Consider the following 20885-nt stretch of genomic DNA (forward strand, 5'->3'; position numbering starts at 1 on the left):
AAAGGAAGGGGGGCTGTCTGCCCCCCTCTGCGCCTTGCGGCGCATTCACCCCCTGAGGATATTTTCCGACAGAAAATGCCTCAGCCGATCTCTGCCAGACGGGCGACGGCGGCGGCGACCTTGGCGGCCTCGTCTTCGCGGGCGTCCAGATTGGCGCGGGCCTCGTCCACCACCTCTTCCTTGGCGGAGGCGATGAACTTCGGATTGTCGAGCCGCGCCTTCAGCCCCGCGATTTCTTTCTGGAGTTTCTCAAGCGCCTTCACCAGCCGCGCCTTTTCGGCGCCGATGTCGATGATGCCTTCCAGCGGGATGGCAAAGCTGGCGCCCTCGGCCGCGATGGACAGCGCACCTTTCGGGGCGGTGGCGGCATCCGCCAGGCTTTCGATGCGGGCGAGCCGTTTGATGAGCACTTCGTTGCGATCCCAGACCGCGCGGGCGGCGGCATCCATGGTCAGCGCCAGCATGTCGAGCTTCAGCCCGACCGGCACATGCATCTGCGTGCGGGCCGAGCGGATGTCGTCGATCAGCCCGGTGACCCAGGTCATCTCGCGGTCGGCTTCTGTGTCGATCAGTTCGGCACCGAAGGACGGCCAGTCGGCATGGACCAGCATCCCGTCGCGTTTGCCGGTGGTGGACCAGAGTTCCTCGGTGATGAAGGGCATGAACGGATGGAGCAGGATCATGGACTGATCCAGCACCCAGCCCATTGTCGCGCGCGTCTCGGCCGCCTGATCGCCGTCGAACAGCGGTTTGGCGAATTCGACATACCAGTCGCAGACCTTGCCCCAGACGAATTTGTAAAGCACGTCTGCCGCCTGATCGAAGCGGAAATCATTCAGCGCCGCGTTGACCTCGGCCAGCGCCTTGGCGGTTTCACCGATAATCCACTTGTTCGCGGTGGCACTGGCCTGCGGGGCGGCGGTTTGCGTCGCGTGGCCCTCCCAGACGCCGTTCATCTCGGCGAAGCGGCAGGCGTTCCAGAGCTTCGTGCCGAAGTTGCGGTAACCGGCGATGCGCTGGGTATCAAGCTTCAGAACGCCACCAAGCGAGGCCATGGCGGCATTGGCGAAACGCAGCGCATCGGCGCCGTATTCGTCGATGATTTCCAGCGGGTCAATGACGTTGCCCAGGGATTTGGACATCTTCTTGCCCTTGGCGTCGCGCACGAGGCCATGCAGATAGACGGTGTGGAAAGGGATATCCTCCACCACCGCCAATTGCATCATCATCATGCGGGCGACCCAGAAGAACAGGATGTCCTGCCCGGTGACCAGAACGCTGGTCGGGAAATACCGCGCCAGTTCCGGGGTCTGTTCGGGCCAGCCCAGCGTGCCGATGGGCCAGAGGCCCGAGGAGAACCAGGTGTCGAGCACATCGGCGTCGCGCCACACCGGATACACCAGATGCGTTGGGTCTTGCGTCAGGTTGTAATCGGCCAAAGCCTTCGCCAGTGCCTCGACCGCCGCATCACGGTTTTCCACCTCGACCACGCGGGCATGGTTCAGCGGCGCGGGCAGGGGCGCGAGGTCATCCATGAAGCGTTGGGCCACAGCCTGAAGGTCATGGGCACAGTGGTAGACCGGATCGGCATGGTTAAAGGCGCCATCGGCGAGCAGACGGAACAGCTCCACCTCGTCCAGCGCATTGTCGCCCTCGTCATCGCGGAAGCCGGCCGGCCAGACATCCAGACCATACCACACCGGGATCTGGTGACCCCACCAGAGCTGACGCGAGATGCACCAGGGCTCGATATTCTCAAGCCAGTGGTAATAGGTCTTTTCGCCTGACTCCGGGATGATCTTCACCCGGCCGGTGCGTACAGCCTCCAGCGCGGGTTCCACGATCTTTGCGGTATCGACGAACCACTGGTCCGTCAGCATCGGCTCGATCACGACTTTCGAGCGATCCCCGAAAGGCTGCATGATCGGTTTGTTCTCGACCACCGGCTCCAGCCGCAGATGCTCCGATCCCGTTTCCGGGTCGGTTTCGCGGATCATCACGGTGACAGCAAGGCCGATGGCATTGATGTCGGCGATCACCGCCTTGCGGGCCTCGAACCGGTCCATGCCGCGATATTTCTCGGGGACGAGGTTCAGGCTGTCCACTTCGGATTCATTGGTGGGCGAACCGGCGGCGATTTCGCGGGCGCGGATCACCGCCTCGGCATAGGGTGCGCCGTCGGCGCGCATCCGGCCACGGGTATCCATCAGCCGGTAGCAGGGCAGGCCCGCACGCTTTGCGACCTGATAATCGTTGAAATCATGCGCGCCGGTAATCTTCACCGCGCCCGAGCCGAAGTTCGGATCGGGGTATTCATCGGTGATGATCGGGATCAGACGGTCGCACAGCGGCAGCTTCACCATCTTGCCGACGATGGGGGCATAGCGCGTATCCGAAGGATGCACCGCCACCGCGCCATCGCCCAGCATGGTTTCAGGGCGGGTTGTCGCGATGGAAATGTAGTTTCGCTTCTCGCGGAAGGTCACATTGCCGTCTTCGTCCTTCTCGACATACTCATAGGTCTCGCCGCCCGCGAGTTCGTATTTGAAATGCCACATATGGCCCGCGACCTCGATATTCTCGACCTCGAGGTCGGAAATCGCGGTTTCAAAATGCGGGTCCCAGTTCACGAGGCGTTTGCCGCGATAGATCAGGCCCTTGCGATACATATCGACAAAGACCTTGATCACGGCATCATGGAAATTGCCGGTCTCGCCTTCCGGCGCACCGGGGGCGCCGGACATCGTAAAGGCTTCGCGGTCCCAGTCGCACGAGGCGCCAAGCCGCTGCAACTGGCCGATGATCGTGCCGCGCGATTTGACCTTCTGCTGCCAGACCCGTTCGAGGAACTTCTCGCGCCCCATTTCGGCGCGCGAAGGTTCCTGGTTCTTCGCCATTTCGCGTTCTGTCACCATCTGGGTGGCGATACCCGCGTGATCGGTGCCGGGTTGCCAGAGCGTGTCATCGCCACGCATGCGGTGCCAGCGGGTCAGGATGTCCTGCAACGTATTGTTGAAGGCATGGCCCATATGCAGGCTGCCGGTCACGTTGGGCGGCGGGATCATGATGGAGAAGGCAGGCGCGCCCGGCTTTGCATTGGCACCGGCCCGCCCGGCCTTGCCGTCGATCCATTGCTTCGAAATGCGCGCTTCGGCCTCGGTGGCGTTGAAGGTCTTTTCCATCGGCATGATCGTTCCCCTTTTCGTTGCCAAGGGATGTAGCCAATGCGCCGCCCGAGGGGAAGGGGCGCGACGGCCTGATGCAGCCGCCGCGCGTGTTTTCCGGCTTTGGCTCAGGCGCCGCCGACCAGCGCGAAATGCGCGCCGCGGCTGTCCTGCGCCATGCAGATGAAAGCGCCGCCGGGCACTTCTTGCGGGCCATGCAACACCTGGCCGCCCAGTTCGGCAATCTGTGCCATCGCGGCCTTGATCGAGGGCGCACCGAAATAGGGCAGCCAGTGCGAGGGCACCCCCTCGCTTTGCAGCCGCATCATGCCGCCAATGTCGCGACCTTCGCGGGCGAAAAGCTGGTAATTGCCCATCTCGCCCATCGGCATGGCCGTTGAAGGCGTCCAGCCCAGCAGCGCGGTATAGAAAGCAAGGCCTGCCTCGGGGTCCGTGCTGTGCAATTCGTGCCAGTTGCCGTGGCCCTGTTTCATCTGGTCAAAGGCCGCGCCCTGCTGCCCCTCCAGCGGTTGAAGCAGGCCGAAGGCGGCGCCCTGCGGATCGACAACAATGGCAAAAATGCCGGTGCCGGGGATCGGCTCGGGCGCGCGGAAAACCTTGCCACCCAGCGCGGTCACCTTATCGCAGGCAGCGGCGCAATCCCCGACCGCGAAATAGACCATCCAGAACTCTGGCATCGGCGTGTCGGGTTCCATCATGCCCGCCACCATGGCGCCGTCGCGCAGAGCCAGGATGTAGGAAAAGCCTTCCATCCCGGCATCCTGAAAGTCCCATCCCAGAAGCGGGCCATAAAACGCCTGCGACCGGGCAACAGCGCCGGTGGTCAGCTCATACCAGCAGGGGGCGCCGTGTGCGCTCATTTCGCTGCTCCTTCCATCAACAGCGGGGTAAAGCCGCCAAAGATCATGCGCTTGCCATCAAAGGGCATATTGGTGAATTCGGCCGGATCTTCCTCGGCCAGCTTCATCATCTTCTCGTAGGCGCGGCCGCGGGTTTCCTTGTCGGGCCAGATCATCCAGCACAGCACCACGGTTTCATCCTCTTTGGCCTCGACCGCGCGCAGGAAATCGGTGTGCTTGCCGGGTGGGACGTCGTCCCCCCAGCCAACGACCAGCGACAGCGCGCCTTCATCGCGGAAGTAAGGCCACCATTTCGCTTCGTGGTCGCGGTAGATCTCGCGGTCTTCGGTTTTGACCGGAATGACGAAACCGTCAATGTAAGCCATGCGTGCACCCTCCAGACACTTGCAGGGCCAAGGGTGGCGGGTGTAGTTATGAAAAGCAACTAAAAGTTATATAAACTAACCAAGGGCACGATGTCATCGGGGCGAAGCTATGAGGAAGGTTGTATCGCGGCGCATGCGCTGGATTTGATCGGGGATCGCTGGGCCTTGCTTGTGGTGCGCGAGATGATGCTGGGCCCGCGCCGTTTCGGCGCTTTGCGCGAGGGGCTGCCGGGGATCAGCGCCAATGTCCTGACGCAGCGGCTTGAAGGGCTGGAGGCGGCGGGCGTGGTCGCGCGCGAGCAGATGCCGGAACCCGCCAAGGTGCAGCTTTACCGGCTGACAGAAGCGGGGCTGGCCCTCTGGCCGGTGCTGCGGGCGCTGTGCATCTGGGGCGCGCGCCAGCCGGGGCACGACCCGCGACGGTTCATCAGCCCGACCGCGCTGATGCTGTCGATGCGCGCCACCTGCGCAAGGGCGCGGGCAGGCGAGCACCGGGTGGCGATGCGTCTGGGGGAGGAGAGCTTCACCATCCGCACCGGGCCGGGCCGCTTCAAGGTGGAGCGCGGCAATGGCCCCGCCACCTTGCAGTTCAGCGGCGGCACCAATGCGATGGCGGCGGCGATCTATGGCCCGCAGCCACTGACTGCCACGGCGCAGGGTATGATCGGGTTCGAAGGTGACCCGGAGGAAGGGCAGGCCTTCGTCGACCTGTTCACACTCCGCTGAAGCCGCGCGCAAAAGTTTTCAGGAAAACTTTTGCAAATTTCTTTGGAAAGAAATTTGCGCCAGGCGCAGCCGGGGTCACACCGCCCGGTCGAATTTCGTCGACAGATGGATCAGGCTTTCGGAACTGACCACGCCGGTCAGCGCCCCGATCTGGTCCAGCACCTGATCAAGCACTTGCGTCGAAGGCGCGGCCACCTGTAAAAGCAGGTCATAGCGGCCCGAGGTGGTAAAGACCCGCTCGATCTCGGCAATCGACTTCAGCCGCGTCAGAATCGCCGCCTGGGCGCGGGGTTCTATGGTCAGCAGCACGCTGGCCCGCAACCGGCCCTGCCGCGCCGCCTCGCCCAGTTTCAGCGTGTATCCGGCGATGACGCCGGTGGTCTCAAGCCGCTCCAGCCGCGCCTGCACGGTGGAGCGGGCGACCTTCATGCGTCGGGCCAGTGTGGCCACCGACATGCGGGCATCCGCCCCCAGCAGCCCGATTATGTTGCGATCCAGTTCGTCCATGCAATTCGCCCGGCTATTTCGTCATTCTGTCACCGATACACTAAGTTTTTGTGGTTTTCATCGGTGAAGTTGTGTCCCATATGCGCATTCCACGTTTTCAGGAAAAGGGCGGCTCATACGCACCTGGCCTGGTTGTAATGACCGCGCAGGTGCTGGCTCCCGGTGGGAACCGGGCAATGGCCGCTTGCGTTCTGTTGGCAGAAGGGACACGCCGATGGGACTTTCCAAAACGATCTGGTCCAACCCGACCGAATATATCCGTACCGTGCAGCCGGAGAATCCGGTGCTGTTCTTCTCGCCTGCCGTGTTGCAGGCGGCAGCGCGCCGCTTCATCGACGGCTTTCCGGGCATGGTGACCTATGCGGTCAAGACCAACCCCGCTGATGTGGTGATCGAGAATCTCTCGGCCGCCGGGGTGCGTGGCTTTGACGTGGCCAGCCCGAACGAGATGCGGCTGGTGCGGCGTATCGCGCCGGATGCGGCGATGCATTACAACAACCCCGTGCGCGCCCGCGCCGAAATCGCGGTGGCGGTCGAGATGGGGGTGAAAAGCTATTCCGTCGATTCGGCCTCGGAGCTGGAAAAGCTGATCGAGATGGTCCCGGCTGAGGGCTGTGAAATTTCGGTGCGTTTCAAACTGCCGGTGGCGGGCGCGGCCTATAACTTCGGCGCGAAGTTCGGTGCGACGGTGGAACTGGCGGCGGAACTGCTGAAACGCGCGGCCGAGGCGGGGTTCATTCCCTCGCTGACTTTCCATCCCGGCACGCAATGCACCGACCCGCATGCCTGGGAGGCTTACATCCGCGCGGCCGCTGACATCGCGCAGGAGGCGGGCGTGACCGTGGCGCGGCTGAACGTCGGCGGCGGTTTTCCGAACCACCGCCTGCAAGCCGTGGTGCCGCAGATCGAGGAAACCTTTGACCTGATCGACCGCGTGGCGACCGAAGCCTTTGGTGACCAGCGTCCGATGCTGGTGTGCGAGCCGGGCCGGGGCCTCTGCGGCGATGCCTTCACACATATCGCCAAGGTCAAGGCGGTGCGCGACGGGCAGCATGTGTTCCTCAACGATGGCGTCTATGGCGCGCTGGCCGAGTTGCCGCTGGTGGGCGTGATCGACCGGATCGAGGTGGTGGATGCCGTCGGCAAGCGCCGTGACAGTGAACTGGCCTCGCGCATCGTCTTTGGCCCGACCTGCGATTCGGTAGACCGGATTCCCGGCGAGCTGATGCTGGCCGAGGACATTGCCGAGGGCGATTATCTGGTAATTCACGGCATGGGTGCCTATTCGCTGGCCACCAACACCCGCTTCAACGGCTTTGGCGAACTGACCATCGCGACGGTGCTGTCGCTGAAGGTCTGAGTGCGGCCTCTGTCTTTCAGGGCAGTCTTTCAAAACATCGCGCGCCCGGCTGGACTTGTCCCGCCGGGCGTTTACCATTCCGTTGACAGGACAAGGGGATGGCGATGTTTGGCAAGGCGCAGGGGCGGCTGGAGGATCAACGGTTTCTGACTGGCAAGGGGCGCTATGTGGAGGACATCGTGCCGGAAGGCGCGTTGTGGGTGGCCTTCCTGCGCAGCCCGGTGGCGCATGCCGAAATCCGGTCGCTGGATGTAGAGGCGGCAGAGGCGGCACCGGGCGTTCAGCTGGTCCTGACGGCAGAGCGTCTGGCCGGGGCCGGGGTCGTTCTGGGCATGCGCGGCTATCGCGTGACGCAGCTCGACGGCAGCAAGGGCGCCGGACCGGAACGGCCCGTTCTGGCGCTGGGACGGGTGCGGCATGTCGGCGAGGCGCTGGCCATGGTGGTTGCGGAAACCCTCGACCAGGCGCGCGACGCGGTGGAGATGATCGAGGCCGACCTGCGCGATCTGCCGGTTGCGCTTTTCCCCGAGGGCGGGCCGACCATCCACCCCGAGGCTCCGGGCAATCATGCCTTCACCCATGAGCAGGGCGATGGCGGGGCGGTGGAGGCGGCGCTGGCTGCCGCCGCGCATCGCATCCGGTTTACCACCCGCCACAACCGCATTGCCCCGGCGTCGATGGAGCCGCGCGGTGCCTGGGCGGAATGGGATGGCACCCGGTTGCATCTGGCGGTGAACGGGCAGGGCGTCTGGGGCCAGAAGGCGGAACTTGCCCGCCAGCTTGGCCTGCCGGCGGATGCGGTGCGGGTGACCAACCCCGATGTCGGCGGCGGCTTCGGCATGAAGGCCATGCCCTACCCGGAATATATCTGCCTTGGTGCCGCCGCGCGGATGCTGGGCCGTCCTGTGCGCTGGATGGCGGATCGTGGCGAATCCATGTTGTCCGACAATGCGGGCCGCGATCTGGAGGCGACCTCGGAACTGGGTTTCGACGCCGATTTCCGGCTGGTGGCCTGCCGCGTCAATCTTGTGTCAAACCTTGGCGCCTATAACTCGCAATTCGGACAGGGCGTTCAATCGGAGATGTTTGCCAAGGTGCTGAGCGGGGTCTACGACGTGCAGGCGGTGCATTTGCGGGCGGAGGGGGTCTATACCAATACCACCCCGGTCGATGCCTATCGCGGCGCGGGGCGGCCAGAGGCGATCCTGACGCTGGAACGTGCCATGGATGCCGCCGCGCGGGAGCTTGGCCTGTCACCCGAGGATCTGCGCGCACGCAATGTGATCCGGCAGTTCCCTTACAGCTTCTGGAATGGCGAGGTGATCGACAGCGGCGATTTCCCGCGTTTGCTGGCGCGGCTGGCGGCGGAATCGGATGCGGCAGGGTTTGCCGCCCGGCGGGCGGATTCGGCGGCGCGCGGCTTGCTGCGTGGGCGGGGCATGGCGCTTTATGTCGAGGCGATCATGGGCGCGCCCGAGGAAACCGCCACGGTGGAATTTACCGAAACCGGGGTGATCCTTTACGTTGGCACACAGTCGAACGGGCAGGGGCATGAGACGGTCTATACCCGCATGCTGGCCGACCTGACCGGCCTGCCGGAAAGTGCCATTACCGTGTTGCAGGGTGACAGCGACCGCATCGCACGCGGGGGCGGCACTGGCGGCTCCCGCTCGGTCACCGTGCAGGGCACGGCGATGCGGGCTACGGTCACCACCATGACCGATGCCTTTGCATCCTGGCTGGCGGAACGCGAAGGCGTGCCTTTCCGCTATGCTGATGGTGTGCTGAAGGCCGAGGGGCGTAATCTTGCCTTCACTCTGATCGAAGTTGCCGATCAGGCGCGCGCCGCAGGTCGGGCCGACCTGCTGCGCCATTCCGCGACGACCAGGCTGGAGGGGCGCAGCTTCCCCAATGGCGCCCATGCCGCCGAAGTGGAGATTGACCCCGAAACCGGCGCTCTGCGGCTGGATCGCTATACGGCGGTCGATGATTTCGGCACGCTGATTGCGCCGGAACTGGTGCAGGGGCAGGTGCAGGGCGGGGTGGCGCAGGGCTTCGGTCAGGCGGTGATGGAAGAGACGGTTTTCGACGCACAGGGGCAGTTGCTGACCGGCAGTTTCATGGATTACGCGCTGCCGCGCGCTTCGGACCTGCCGTTCATCCGCTTCGCCTCGGAACCTTCGCCAACCGCCACCAACCCCCTGGGCATGAAAGGCTGTGGCGAGGCGGGAACGGTGGGTGCCCTGCCGGTGATCGCCAATGCGGTGGCCGATGCGCTGGCGCCGCTGGGCGCGCGGGTGGAAATGCCCTTCACCCCGGCGCGGATCTGGGCCGCGCTGGCGGAGGCGCGCGATGCGTCTGATTGACCGTCTGCGCCACTGGCTGCGCCGTCATCCGGTGGTGCAGACTGATCCGCCCGACCCGCCGCCGCCCGGTGCGCGACGCGGCGTGGTGGATCATGTGATCATCCTTGACGGTACGCTTGCCTCGCTGGAGCCGGACAGCCACAGCAACGCGGGCTTTGCCTACCTGTTGCTGCGCGAACCGGCGCCGGGCAATCGCCGATCAGTCTATTATGAACCCGGCCTGCAATGGCAGAACTGGCGGCAGACGCTGGATGTGATGCAGGGGCGCGGCATCAACCGGCAGATCCGCCGCGCCTATGGCTATCTGGCGAGCCACTATCGCCCCGGCGACCGCATCTTCCTTATGGGCTATTCCCGTGGCGCCTATGCGGTGCGCAGCCTTGCCGGGGTGATCGACCGGGTGGGCCTGCTGACCCATGACAACGCGACCGAGCGCAATGTGACGCTGGCCTATCGCCACTATGAACGCGGACCGGACAGCGCGGCGTCACGCGCCTTCGTGACCCGCTTCTGCCATCCGGCGGCTCCGATCCAGATGGTCGGGGTCTGGGATACTGTGAAGGCGCTGGGCCTGCGGCTGCCGGGCCTCTGGATGCTGACCGAACACCGCCACGCCTTTCACAACCATCAGCTCGGGGCCTCTGTCCGCCACGGCTTTCACGCACTGGCGCTGAATGAAACGCGCGAGGTGTTTGAGCCGGTGCTCTGGACCTGCCCGCCGGGATGGGAGGGCAATGTCGAACAGGTCTGGTTTCGCGGCAGCCATGGCGATATCGGCGGCCAGATCGGCGATTTCGAGGCCGCGCGCCCACTGGCCAATATCCCGCTGGTCTGGATGCTGGAAAGGGCGGAGGCCTGCGGGCTGAGCTTGCCGCCCGGCTGGCGTGCGCGGTTTCCCTGTGATCCGGCAGCACCCATGGTGGGCACATGGCGTGGCTTCGGCGGGGCCTTCCTGTTGCGCCGCCCCCGGATCATCGGGCGCGACAGATCGGAAAGGGTTCACCCGACGGCGCTGTCATCGGTGCCAAAGCGCACGGGCTTCTGGCGCCGCGCCTTCACGCCATGATGATGCAGGTGGTCGAGCCGGTGGCATAAACCTTCCCGTCCTCCAGACCCCGGATGGTGCCATGCGCCACGGCGGTGGACCGGCCTGCGTGATCCAGCAGCGCCTCAGCCTCGACCTCCATCCCGACGGGCAGGGCACGGGTGATATTCACCTTGTATTCCAGCGTTGTATACCAGCGCCCCTGCGGCACGCCGGTCATTACCGCGCAGCCCAGAACGGTATCCAGCGCCGTGCCATACCAGCCGCCATGTACGGCACCGAACGGATTGGTGTGCTGAAAACCCGGCGTGCCACGCACCAGCACGCGGCCCGGCTCCACCTCGGTGATCCGGCAGCCCATCACCCCGGCGATGGCGGGATGTGGCAGATCGCCTGCCAGCACCTTCTGCATGAACTCCAGCCCCGACATCGACAGCAACGTGTCGCGGCTGGGCAGATCGGCGGGGGTGCGGGCGATGGGGGGCATGTCGGTCATAGCCGGTTTCTTGCAAGCCGCACGCCGCCTGTCGAGAGGGCTTGCGTGCTGCGAGACGCTGCGTCACTTTGATATGGCAATTTGATCAAAGAGGCTGTCATGTCCGCGCTGACCCTAGCCGCCACGCAATTCGCCTGTTCCTGGGATCTGCCTGCCAATGCCGACCGGGCCGAGGCGCTGGTGCGGCAGGCCGCCGGGCAGGGCGCCGGCGTCGTGCTGATTCAGGAGCTGTTCGCCGCCCCATATTTCTGCATCACGGAGCGGCCGGAATATTTTGCCCTCGCCGCCGAGGCTGAGGGGCATCCGCTGATCGCGCGGTTTTCGGACCTTGCGCGCGAGCTGGGCGTGGTGCTGCCGCTGTCGTTTTTTGAACGCGCAGGGCAGGCCTTCTTCAATTCTCTGGTGCTGATCGACGCCGATGGCAGGGTGCTGGGCATCTATCGCAAAAGCCATATTCCGCAGGGTCCGGGCTATGAGGAGAAGTTCTATTTCTCCCCCGGCGATACCGGCTTCCGGGTGTGGGAGACGGCGGCGGGGCGGCTGGGCGTCGGCATCTGCTGGGACCAGTGGTTCCCTGAATGTGCCCGCGCCATGGCACTGATGGGGGCCGAGGTGCTGCTTTACCCGACCGCCATCGGCTCTGAGCCGCCGGCGCCGGGCTATGACAGCCAGCCGCATTGGGAAATGGTCATGCGCGGCCATGCGGCGGCCAATATCCTGCCGCTGGTCGCCTCTAACCGCATCGGCACGGAAACGGCGCCGGAAGGCGTGGATGTGACCTTCTATGGATCGAGCTTCATTTCCGATCATCGTGGGCAATTGCTGGTGAAGGCCAGCCGTGACACCGAGGAAATCCTGACGGCCACGGTAGATCTGGCGGAAATCGCCGCACTGCGGGCGAGCTGGGGGCTGTTCCGGGATCGCAGGCCCGGGCTTTACGCGCCGCTGATGTCGCTGGACGGACGCAGCTAGCGCAGGATCTGCGCCGCCAGCCAGACAAGGCTGATCAGCACCGGCTGATGGATCAGGTAGACCGCCAGACTGTGCCGCCCCGGCCAGGCAAGCCAGCCCAACCCTTCGGGTGAAATCTGTGCCAGCCGGGGCAGGACGGGGGCGATCAGCCGGGCAATACCCATTCCGGCCAGGAACGGGCCGAACCACGGCACCAGCGGCTCGAAATCCATCGTATAGGTCGGCAATGTCGTCAGGCCCAGAAACCGAAGGGCGGGCGCCTGCCATTCCAGCAGCGGCGGCAAGGGCCATGCGGCCCAGACCACGGCGAGGCCAAGCGCAAGGTTGACCAGCCCCGGCAGGCGCAGGAACACGAGGCCCAGCAGGCTGGCCACCGCGATGCTGTGCAGAATGCCGAAGAAGATCCAGAAATCAGGCATGGCGATACGGGTGGCCAGCGATACCAGCGCCGCTGCCGCCGCGATCTTGCCCCAGCGGCGCCAGAAGGCGGGCCATCGGATGCCCTGCCCATGCGCCAGCCACAGTCCCATTCCGGCGAGGAACAGGAATGACCCCGCCACGATCCGTGCGTGATAGTAGAAAAAGCCGCTGACCGCCGTGCCGGGCGGCACGAAGCCAAACATTTGCAGGTCGAACACCAGATGGAAGGCTGCCATCCCCAGCAGGGCGAGCGTGCGGGCGCTGTCGATCAGCCAGAGGCGGGGTGTCTGCGTCATACCCCTCTTTTCACCTGCTGTGTCGCCACCTGCAAGCGAAAGGGCGGCCCGAAGGCCGCCCCTGTTTCGCGTTTCGCCGGTCTCAGCGGTGATGCACATCCACATAGTCGCGGAAGGTCGGCCCGGTATAGAGCTGACGCGGGCGGCCGATCTTCTGCGTCGGGTCGCCGATCATCTCTTTCCACTGGCTGATCCAGCCGACGGTGCGGCTCAGCGCGAAGATCGGGGTGAACATCGAGGTCGGGAAACCCATCGCATCGAGGATGATGCCCGAATAGAAGTCGACGTTCGGGTAAAGCTTCTTCTCGATGAAGTAGGGGTCTTCCAGCGCGATGCGCTCCAGTTCCTTGGCGACTTGCAGGGTCGGGTTGTTCTCGATCCCCAGCAGGCCCAGCACCTCGTCGGCGGATTCCTTCATCACTTTGGCGCGCGGGTCAAAGTTCTTGTAAACCCGGTGGCCGAAGCCCATCAGACGGAACGGATCGTTCTTGTCCTTGGCGCGGGCCACATATTCCGGGATGCGATCCACGGTGCCGATCTCGCGCAGCATTTCCAGGCAGGCCTGGTTGGCGCCGCCATGGGCCGGCCCCCACAGACAGGCGATGCCGGCTGCGATGCAGGCAAAGGGGTTGGCGCCCGACGACCCGGCCAGACGCACCGTCGAGGTCGAGGCGTTCTGTTCGTGATCGGCATGCAGCATCATGATCCGGTCCATCGCCTTCGACAGCACCGGGTTCACCACATAATCCTCGCAGGGCACAGCGAAGCACATGTGCAGGAAGTTCGCGGCGTAATCGAGGCTGTTCTTCGGATAGACGAAGGGCTGACCCACCGAATATTTGTAGGCCATTGCGGCGATGGTCGGCAGTTTGGCGATAAGCCGCATCGCGGCCACTTCGCGCTGCCACGGGTCATTGATGTCGGTCGAGTCGTGGTAGAAGGCCGACATCGCGCCGACCACACCCACCATGGTCGCCATCGGGTGACTGTCGCGGCGGAAACCCCGGAAGAAATAGTGCATCTGCTCGTGCACCATGGTGTGCCGGGTGATGCGGGTCTCGAAGTCCTTCATCTGCGCGGCATTTGGCAGTTCGCCGTTCAGCAGCAGATAGCAGACTTCAAGGTAATGCGATTTCTCGGCCAGCTGATCGATCGGATAGCCGCGATGCAGCAGCTCGCCCTTGTCGCCGTCGATATAGGTGATGGCGCTGTCACAGGCGGCGGTCGAGGTGAAGCCCGGATCGTAGGTGAACACGTCACCTTCACCGTACAGCTTGCGGATGTCGATGACATCGGGGCCAATCGTGCCCGAATGGATCGGCAGGTCGATGACCTTGTCGTCGAATGTCAGCGTCGCGGTCCTGTTGGTCTCTGCCATCTCTACATCCCTCTGCGTTGCTGCCCGGCGCCGTGAGGGCGCCGTGGCCAAATCTTCGGGCAGGGAGGGTGCGGCAATCAGGCCGCGGCATCCTCCAGCCGCGCAATCGTTTCGTCCTGACCGATGACAAGCATCATGTCATAGACGCTGGGGCTGACCGTGCGTCCGGCAAGGGCGGCACGCAGCGGAGCAGCCAGCTTGCCGAAGCCCAGCCCGTGTTCGGCTGCGGTCCCGGTCAGAATGGCTTCAAGATCTTCCTTCGTCCAGCTAGCATTTCGCAGGCGCGGCGTCAATGAAGCCAGTATACCACGGGATACCGGATCAAGCGCCTTCTCGGCGGCCTCGTCGCGCGCCACAGGGCGGGTGGTCAGAATATACCGCGCCTTTTCAAGAAGTTCCGGGAAGGTCTTGGCACGTTCTTTCAGGCTGGACATACCCGCCAGCATCAGGCCGCGTTGGTGTTCGGACAGCGCCGGAAGGTTTGCGACGGCCAGATAGGCCTCCAGTTCATGCAGCAATGCAGCATCGTCGCTGGCCGCGATATGCTGGCCGCACAGATTCTCCAGCTTCTTGAAATCCAGCCGGGCGGGCGCGCGGCCGATTCCCTTCAGGTCAAACCATTCCATCGCCTGTTCGCTGGTAAAGAACTCGGCATCGCCATGTGCCCAACCCAGTCGGGTCAGGTAATTGCGCATGCCCGCGGCGGGGTAACCCATGGCCTGATATTCCTCGACGCCAAGTGCGCCGTGACGTTTTGACAGTTTCTTGCCATCCGGTCCGTGGATCAGCGGAATATGCGCCCAGACCGGAACGGACCAGTCCATGGCGTCATAGATCATCTGCTGGCGGGCGGCGTTCACAAGGTGGTCATCGCCCCGGATCACATGGGTCACACCCATGTCGTGATCGTCGACCACCACCGCCAGCATATAGGTCGGCGTCCCGTCCGAGCGCAGGACGATCATGTCATCCAGCGTCTCGTTCTTGATGACGACGCGGCCCTGCACCTGATCATCAATCATCGTCTCGCCTTCGCGCGGTGCTTTCATGCGGATGGCGAAGGGCCGGTCTGGATACGTCGCCGGATCGGCGTCACGCCAGGGGCTTTGAAACACCGCATAGCTGCCCTTGGCTTCGGCTTCGGCGCGGAAGGCCTCAATTTCTTCCCTCGTGCTGAAGCATTTGTAGGCTGTGCCGCGCGCAAGCATGGCATGCGCCACCTCGGCATGGCGGTCGCGCCGCTCGAACTGGCTGATGACGTCGCCGTCCCAGTCGAGGCCAAGCCATTCCAGCCCGCGCAGGATCGCCGCCGTCGCCTCGGGGGTCGAGCGTTCGCGGTCAGTATCCTCGATCCGCAGCAGGAACTTGCCTCCCCGGCCACGGGCAAACAGCCAGTTGAACAGCGCCGTCCTGCCGCCGCCGATGTGCAGATAACCCGTGGGCGAGGGGGCAAAGCGGGTGACGACGTGTCCGGTCATGCGACTTAACCTTTCGGAAACCATTGGCGCGCTAGCGTTGGGCATCTGATAGGCGAGCGGAGGCCCGGAAACAAGGTGGCGGTGCGCGGGGGCATCCTGGGGCGGCTGGCGGGGGCGGTGGCCGATGCGCGGGGTATCCTGTTTCCCTGGGTGCCGGTCTTTCTTGGCGCCGGGATCGGCTTCTGGTTCGCGCTGCCGGTGGAGCCGGGGCTTGCAACTTATCTCGTGGCAGGCGGTCTGGTTCTGCTCATGGCCGGTCTGTGGCGCTTCGGGCCGGAGGCGGCGCAACCGCTCTGGGTGGCCGTGGCCTGCCTGACACTTGGCGGCATCGTGGCTGGCGTGCGCGCGCATCTCGTTGCCGCGCCGGTGCTGGAGTTCCGGTATTATGGTCCGATCGAGGGGCGTATCGTCGCGCTGGACCGCTCGCAATCCGATGCGCTGCGGCTGACGCTGGACAATGTGCAGCTTTCAGAGGTGGCGCCGCGCCGCATACCGGCGCGCGTACGCATCGCCTTGCAGGTGGCGCCCCGGTTTGCCCCCGCACCCGGGCAATGGGTGCAGATCACCGCTCATCTTGCCCCGCCGGGCGATCCGGTCGAACCCGGCGGCTTCGATTTCCGCCGCGTGGCGTGGTTTCAGCGGCTTGGCGCAATTGGCTATTCTCGTCATCCGCTGCTGATGCTGGCCCCGCCGGGCCGAGGCGAGCAGGGGCTGAACCGGCTGCGCGCGGCGCTGTCAGCAGGCATTCAGGAGCGAATCCGGGGCGATCCGGGGGCTTTTGCCGCCGGGGTGATGACAGGTGATCGCTCCGGCTTCAGCCGCGCGGCGATCGAGGATCTGCGCGCCTCCAGCCTTGCGCATCTTCTGGCGATCTCGGGCATGCATATGGCCTTTCTGATCGGATTTGTCTTTGCGCTGATCCGGGGCGGGCTTGCGCTGGTGCCGCACATTGCCCTGCGGCTGAACACAAAGAAGGTTGCCGCAGCCCTGTCGCTGCCGGTGGCGATCTTCTACCTGCTTTTGTCGGGCGCCAATGTGGCAACCGAGCGGGCCTGCATCATGATCTGCGTCATGCTGGGCGCCGTGCTACTGGATCGGCGGGCCCTGTCGCTCCGCTCGGTGGCGATCTCGGCAACGATCCTGCTGTGCCTTCGCCCGGAGACCCTGCTGACGCCGGGGTTCCAGATGTCCTTCGCCGCGACCACCGCGCTGGTGGCGGGGTTTGGCGCCCTGCACAGCGCGCTGACAGGTGGTCTGGTCCCGCGATGGGCGCTGCCAGTCCTTACACTGGTCCTGTCTTCGGCGCTGGCTGGGATCGCAACGGCCCCCTTCGCCGCCGCTCACTTTAACAGAATCGCAGATTATGGGCTGCTGGCCAATGTGTTGACCGTGCCGGTCATGGGCATGGTGGTGATGCCCGCCGGTGCGATTGCGGCCCTGCTTGCCCCCTTCGGTCTGGCGGATCTGCCGCTGATGGTCATGGGGTGGGGGGCGCGCTGGATTTTATATGTATCCCATATGGTTGCTGGCCTGGATGGGGCCGTGACGCCAGTTCCGGCACCGGGGCCGCTGGCCCTGCCGCTCATCGCTCTGGGCGGCATCGGGATGGCGGTGGGGCGGCGCTGGTTCCGGCTGCCCGGCGTTCTTGCCATCGCGCTCGGCCTGGGCGTCTGGACGCAGGCAGAGCGTCCGGCGCTGTTGATTTCGCCGGATGGATTGCTTGTTGGCCTCTATGGACCGCAGGGCAGGGCCCTTTCCGCTGCGCGCGGGGCGGGCTTCGCCGCGCAGAACTGGCTGGAGAATGATGGCGATCTTGTCTCGCAGCCAATCGCGGCGAAACGGGAGGGTTTTACCGGCCCTGCGTCAGAGCGGCGATTTTATCTGGGCGAATGGAGCGGGGTTCATCTGCGCGGCAAGGGCGCGGAAGAAAAGCTGCCCACTGCCTGCGCAGCCAATGATCTGGTTATCACTGCGGCGCAGATCACCACACCGCCGGAGGGATGCATCGTGATCGACCTCGGGCAGCTGCGCCGCAGCGGAGGCATTGCGCTTTCGCCTGATGGCGACCGGCTGCGCCTGCAACCGGCCCGCGATACCACCCGCATCTGGCACGGGAAACACGCGCAGACGATGGCGGCGCGCTGGTTGGACCGGCCTGTGCGCCCGCTGGCGAAGGGTCAGTAGCTGCGGATCAGCCCGACAAGGCGGCCCTGCACCTTGACCATGTGATCGGGAAACACACGCGTTTCATAAAGCGGGTTCGCCGCTTCCAGCGCGATCATGTTTCCCTTGCGGCGGAAGCGTTTCAGCGTCGCCTCGCTGTCTTCAACCAGCGCCACCACGATATCGCCATTCTCGGCCGTGCCCTGTTCGCGGATGACAACGATATCACCATCGTTGATCCCGGCCTCAATCATCGAATCGCCCTTGACCTCCAGCGCGTAATGCTGGGCGCTGCCGGAGAGCATCCCTCCGGGCACAGCAACGTGATGCGAGATTTCAGAGATCGCCTCGATCGGAACGCCCGCCGCGATGCGGCCCATCACGGGCAGCTCCACGGCGTGCACCTGCACCGGAATGGCCGTGGCGGGTTGCGGGGCAGCAGGCCGGTCACCCGCAATCACGCGGGGGGTGAAACCCGGCTTCTCCATCGCCTCGGGCAGTTTGACAATTTCGATGGCGCGGGCGCGATGGGCAAGGCGGCGGATGAAACCCCGTTCCTCCAGCGCGGTGATCAGGCGGTGAATGCCGGACTTGGACCGCAGGTCCAGCGCCTCCTTCATTTCATCGAAGGAGGGCGGAACGCCATCCCGATCCATGCGGACGCGAATGAAATCCAGCAATTCCAGTTGCTTGCGCGTGAGCATCGGGCAAATCCTTCCACCAGGGTCAAGGGTGTTTGCCTTATGTTCTGCCCGCGTTCCCGATTTGTGTCAAGGCCTTCCGTCAGATTGGCAGGTAATCGGCAGCCTCTCCCGCCTTGCGAGCGCCGTCTCCCAGCGGCCTGATCAGTAGCGCATTCGCTTCGGCCAGTACGCTCAGCAAAGCGGAATCCTGACGGTCGAAGGCGGTGACGACCCCATCTTCGATGCGGGCACGCATGTAATGGGTGCGCGGCCCGGTCGGGGCGACATCCGCGCCCAGCACGGCGCGGCGCGGCGCGGGGGCCGGTGCCGGCTCGCCCTGCATGGCCCGCAACAAGGGCAGCAGGAAGAGATGCGCGCAGACGATGGCAGAGACCGGATTGCCGGGCAGCCCGAGCATCGGCATGCCGTTCAGCCGCCCGGCCATCAGCGGTTTTCCGGGGCGCATGCTGATCTTGTAGAAGGCGCGTTCCATGCCAAGATCGGTGGCAACCTTCGCCACAAGGTCATGGTCCCCGACCGAGGCACCGCCGATGGTCACCACCAGATCTGCGCCTTCCGCCAGCGCGAAAACCGCCCGCAGGCTGGCCTCGGTATCGCGGGCGATGGGCAGAAGCCGTGCCTCGGCGCCAACACCTTCGGCCAAGGCTTTGATCGCAAAGGAGTTCGAGGCAATGATCTGATCAGGGCCGGGGGTGTCACCGGGCATGACCAACTCGTCCCCGGTGGCGATAATCGCCACCACTGGCCGTCGGTGGGCAGGCACTTCGGCCAGGTTCATTGCGGCCAGAAGCGCCACGTCAGAGGCAGAAATCCGGCGCGGTTGCAGCCGGAAACCCGCCGCGAAATCATCGCCTGCCTGCCGGATATTCGCATTGGCGGAGGCTGTGGCGATTACAATGTCATTGCCGTCGCGGGTGACATCCTCTTGCAGCACCACCTGCGTGGCTCCTTCCGGCACCGGGGCGCCGGTGAAGATGCGCGCCGCCTCACCCGGCCCCACCGATCCCGCAAACCCGTGACCAGCGGCGGATTCGCCGATCACACGGAAACGCGCGCCTGTTGCGGCCGGACCCTGCACTGCATAGCCATCCATGGCTGAGGACGCGAAAGGCGGCTGGGTGCGTCGGGCCTCGGCAGCTTTGGCCATCCAGCGACCTGCCGCTGCTGCCAGCGGCACGGTTTCCACCGGCATCGGGGTGGCAAGGGCCAGAACGCGGGCCAGCGCTTCCTCAACCGAAATCATGGCGTGGCCTCGAAGCGGCCGGATTTTCCGCCTTCCTTGAGGATCAGGCGTATGCCTTCAATCTGCATGGACTTTTCGACTGCCTTCACCATGTCATAGACGGTCAGGCAGGCGACAGAAACGGCGGTCAGCGCCTCCATCTCCACCCCGGTCTGGCCGGTGGTCTTGACCGTCGCCTCGACCTGAATGCCGGGCAGCGCGGGATCCGGGGTCAGGTCGACCGCGACCTTGGTGACGGGCAGAGGATGGCACAGCGGGATCAGATCGGCAGTTTTCTTCGCCCCCATGATGCCCGCCAGCCGCGCCACGGCCAGAACATCGCCCTTGGCGGCGCGGCCCTCGGTGATCAGTGTCAGTGTTTCGGCCGTCATCCGCACCGCGCCGCGGGCCACCGCAAGGCGCGAGGTCACCGCCTTGTCGGAGACGTCGACCATATGCGCATCGCCCTTGGCGTCGAAATGCGTCAGGCCGGACATGTCACATCCCCCCTTCGGATTTCAGCGGATTGGCAAGGATCGCGCGTGTCGCGGCGGTTACGTCTTGCTGTCGCATCAGCGCCTCGCCGATCAGGAAGCAACGCGCGCCATAGCGGGCCATGTTGGCCAGATCCTCGGCGGTATAAAGCCCGCTTTCCGACACGATCAGCCGGTCGGCCGGAACGCGCCGCGCCAGATCGCGCGTGGTGTCCAGCGTGGTTTCGAACGTGTGCAGGTTGCGGTTGTTGATACCCAGCAGCGGCGATTTCAGCCGCGTGGCACGTTCAAGCTCCGTCCGGTCATGCACCTCGATCAGCACATCCATGCCAAGGTCGAAAGCGGTCTGTTCCAGATCCGCCGCTTCGGCATCCTCCAGCGAGGCCATGATGATCAGAATGCAATCGGCCCCCAGCGCGCGGGATTCGACGACGCTGTAGGGGTCATAAAGGAAATCCTTGCGCAGACAGGGCAGCTTTACTGCCTCGCGCGCGGCGGCGAGATAGCTGTCGTCGCCCTGGAAGGACGGGCCGTCGGTCAGCACCGAAAGGCAGGTGGCGCCACCCTCTTCATAGGCGCGGGCAAGGGCAGGCGGGTCGAAATCGGCGCGGATCAGACCCTTGGAAGGGCTGGCCTTCTTGATTTCGGCGATCAGGCCATAGCCCGAGGTCGCGGCATCGCGCAGGGCGCGGGCAAAACCGCGCGGGGCCGGGGCGGCCTTGGCGGCGGCTTCCACCTCGGCCAGAGGCTGCGCGATCTTGCGGGCGGCAACATCTTCCAGCTTGTAGGCTTTGATGCGGTCGAGAATGGTGGTCATGGCGATCTCCTTCCCAGTGACTTAGCGCGCC

At 64.7% G+C, this 20885-nt stretch carries 18 protein-coding genes; 6 read left to right on the plus strand and 12 right to left on the minus strand.

Annotated features, from left to right (window positions below; genetic code table 11):
• Positions 1 to 80 precede the first annotated feature (80 nt).
• From AO684_RS05980 to AO684_RS05990, 3 genes are all read right to left on the minus strand, one after another.
• Positions 81 to 3188 (minus strand): valine--tRNA ligase, encoded by a 3108-nt coding sequence (locus tag AO684_RS05980; RefSeq protein WP_054301826.1) that lies wholly within the window; start codon positions 3186 to 3188, stop codon positions 81 to 83.
• A gap of 104 nt (positions 3189 to 3292) precedes the next feature.
• Positions 3293 to 4045, minus strand: a complete 753-nt coding sequence (locus AO684_RS05985; RefSeq protein ID WP_054301827.1) for a VOC family protein — start codon at positions 4043 to 4045, stop codon at positions 3293 to 3295.
• Positions 4042 to 4410 carry a DUF1428 domain-containing protein gene (locus AO684_RS05990; protein WP_054301828.1) on the minus strand — a complete coding sequence of 123 codons (369 nt, stop codon included), beginning with the start codon at positions 4408 to 4410 and terminating at the stop codon, positions 4042 to 4044. The genes AO684_RS05985 and AO684_RS05990 overlap by 4 nt, the downstream gene beginning before the upstream one ends.
• Positions 4411 to 4500: 90 nt before the next feature.
• On the opposite strand from AO684_RS05990, the gene AO684_RS05995 reads away from it, so the two are divergent.
• Entirely contained in the window at positions 4501 to 5136 is a 636-nt protein-coding gene (locus AO684_RS05995) for a helix-turn-helix domain-containing protein (RefSeq protein ID WP_054301829.1), read from the plus strand.
• A gap of 75 nt (positions 5137 to 5211) precedes the next feature.
• Here the strand turns inward: AO684_RS05995 and AO684_RS06000 are convergent, their stop codons facing one another.
• A complete protein-coding gene (locus AO684_RS06000) occupies positions 5212 to 5643 on the minus strand; it encodes an Lrp/AsnC family transcriptional regulator (RefSeq protein ID WP_054301830.1) in 432 nt (143 codons plus the stop codon).
• A gap of 214 nt (positions 5644 to 5857) precedes the next feature.
• Between AO684_RS06000 and AO684_RS06005 the strand changes: the two genes are divergently transcribed.
• The 3 genes from AO684_RS06005 (at position 5858) to AO684_RS06015 (ending at position 10435) form a co-directional block, all read left to right on the plus strand.
• Positions 5858 to 7003 carry a type III PLP-dependent enzyme gene (locus AO684_RS06005; RefSeq protein WP_054301831.1) on the plus strand — a complete coding sequence of 382 codons (1146 nt, stop codon included), beginning with the start codon at positions 5858 to 5860 and terminating at the stop codon, positions 7001 to 7003.
• A gap of 98 nt (positions 7004 to 7101) precedes the next feature.
• Entirely contained in the window at positions 7102 to 9369 is a 2268-nt protein-coding gene (locus tag AO684_RS06010; protein ID WP_054301832.1) for a xanthine dehydrogenase family protein molybdopterin-binding subunit, read from the plus strand.
• Positions 9356 to 10435 (plus strand): DUF2235 domain-containing protein, encoded by a 1080-nt coding sequence (locus AO684_RS06015; protein WP_054301833.1) that lies wholly within the window; start codon positions 9356 to 9358, stop codon positions 10433 to 10435. The genes AO684_RS06010 and AO684_RS06015 overlap by 14 nt, the downstream gene beginning before the upstream one ends.
• Here AO684_RS06015 and AO684_RS06020 read toward each other — a convergent pair.
• A complete protein-coding gene (locus tag AO684_RS06020; protein WP_054301863.1) occupies positions 10425 to 10901 on the minus strand; it encodes a PaaI family thioesterase in 477 nt (158 codons plus the stop codon). The genes AO684_RS06015 and AO684_RS06020 overlap by 11 nt on opposite strands.
• A gap of 108 nt (positions 10902 to 11009) precedes the next feature.
• On the opposite strand from AO684_RS06020, the gene aguB reads away from it, so the two are divergent.
• Positions 11010 to 11882: an N-carbamoylputrescine amidase gene (aguB, locus tag AO684_RS06025; protein ID WP_054301834.1), complete on the plus strand. Its 873-nt coding sequence runs from the start codon at positions 11010 to 11012 to the stop codon at positions 11880 to 11882.
• Here aguB and AO684_RS06030 read toward each other — a convergent pair.
• From AO684_RS06030 to gltX, 3 genes are all read right to left on the minus strand, one after another.
• A complete protein-coding gene (locus AO684_RS06030) occupies positions 11879 to 12598 on the minus strand; it encodes a heparan-alpha-glucosaminide N-acetyltransferase (protein WP_054301835.1) in 720 nt (239 codons plus the stop codon). The two genes, aguB and AO684_RS06030, sit on opposite strands and share 4 nt — an antisense overlap.
• 82 nt (positions 12599 to 12680) lie before the next feature.
• The gene (gltA, locus tag AO684_RS06035) at positions 12681 to 13976 is read right to left on the minus strand and encodes a citrate synthase (RefSeq protein WP_054301836.1); all 1296 of its coding nucleotides are present in this window, start codon (positions 13974 to 13976) and stop codon (positions 12681 to 12683) included.
• A 77-nt stretch (positions 13977 to 14053) separates the two neighbouring features.
• Positions 14054 to 15454, minus strand: a complete 1401-nt coding sequence (gene gltX / locus AO684_RS06040; protein ID WP_054301837.1) for a glutamate--tRNA ligase — start codon at positions 15452 to 15454, stop codon at positions 14054 to 14056.
• A gap of 75 nt (positions 15455 to 15529) precedes the next feature.
• On the opposite strand from gltX, the gene AO684_RS06045 reads away from it, so the two are divergent.
• Positions 15530 to 17638, plus strand: coding sequence for a ComEC/Rec2 family competence protein (locus tag AO684_RS06045; RefSeq protein WP_054301838.1), 2109 nt, complete (start codon positions 15530 to 15532; stop codon positions 17636 to 17638).
• Here AO684_RS06045 and lexA read toward each other — a convergent pair.
• The 4 genes from lexA to trpC all read right to left on the minus strand — a co-directional run bounded on the left by lexA (position 17632) and on the right by trpC (position 20854).
• Positions 17632 to 18321 carry a transcriptional repressor LexA gene (gene lexA, locus AO684_RS06050; protein WP_054301839.1) on the minus strand — a complete coding sequence of 230 codons (690 nt, stop codon included), beginning with the start codon at positions 18319 to 18321 and terminating at the stop codon, positions 17632 to 17634. The two genes, AO684_RS06045 and lexA, sit on opposite strands and share 7 nt — an antisense overlap.
• 79 nt (positions 18322 to 18400) lie before the next feature.
• The gene (locus AO684_RS06055; RefSeq protein WP_054301840.1) at positions 18401 to 19564 is read right to left on the minus strand and encodes a molybdopterin molybdotransferase MoeA; all 1164 of its coding nucleotides are present in this window, start codon (positions 19562 to 19564) and stop codon (positions 18401 to 18403) included.
• A complete protein-coding gene (gene moaC, locus AO684_RS06060) occupies positions 19561 to 20040 on the minus strand; it encodes a cyclic pyranopterin monophosphate synthase MoaC (RefSeq protein WP_054301841.1) in 480 nt (159 codons plus the stop codon). The genes AO684_RS06055 and moaC overlap by 4 nt, the downstream gene beginning before the upstream one ends.
• A 1-nt stretch (position 20041) precedes the next feature.
• A complete protein-coding gene (gene trpC / locus AO684_RS06065) occupies positions 20042 to 20854 on the minus strand; it encodes an indole-3-glycerol phosphate synthase TrpC (RefSeq protein ID WP_054301842.1) in 813 nt (270 codons plus the stop codon).
• Positions 20855 to 20885: the final 31 nt, after the last annotated feature.

Origin of the sequence: Gemmobacter sp. LW-1 (assembly GCF_001303875.1) — a bacterium.
GTDB classification, from domain to species: Bacteria; Pseudomonadota; Alphaproteobacteria; order Rhodobacterales; family Rhodobacteraceae; genus Gemmobacter; species Gemmobacter caeni.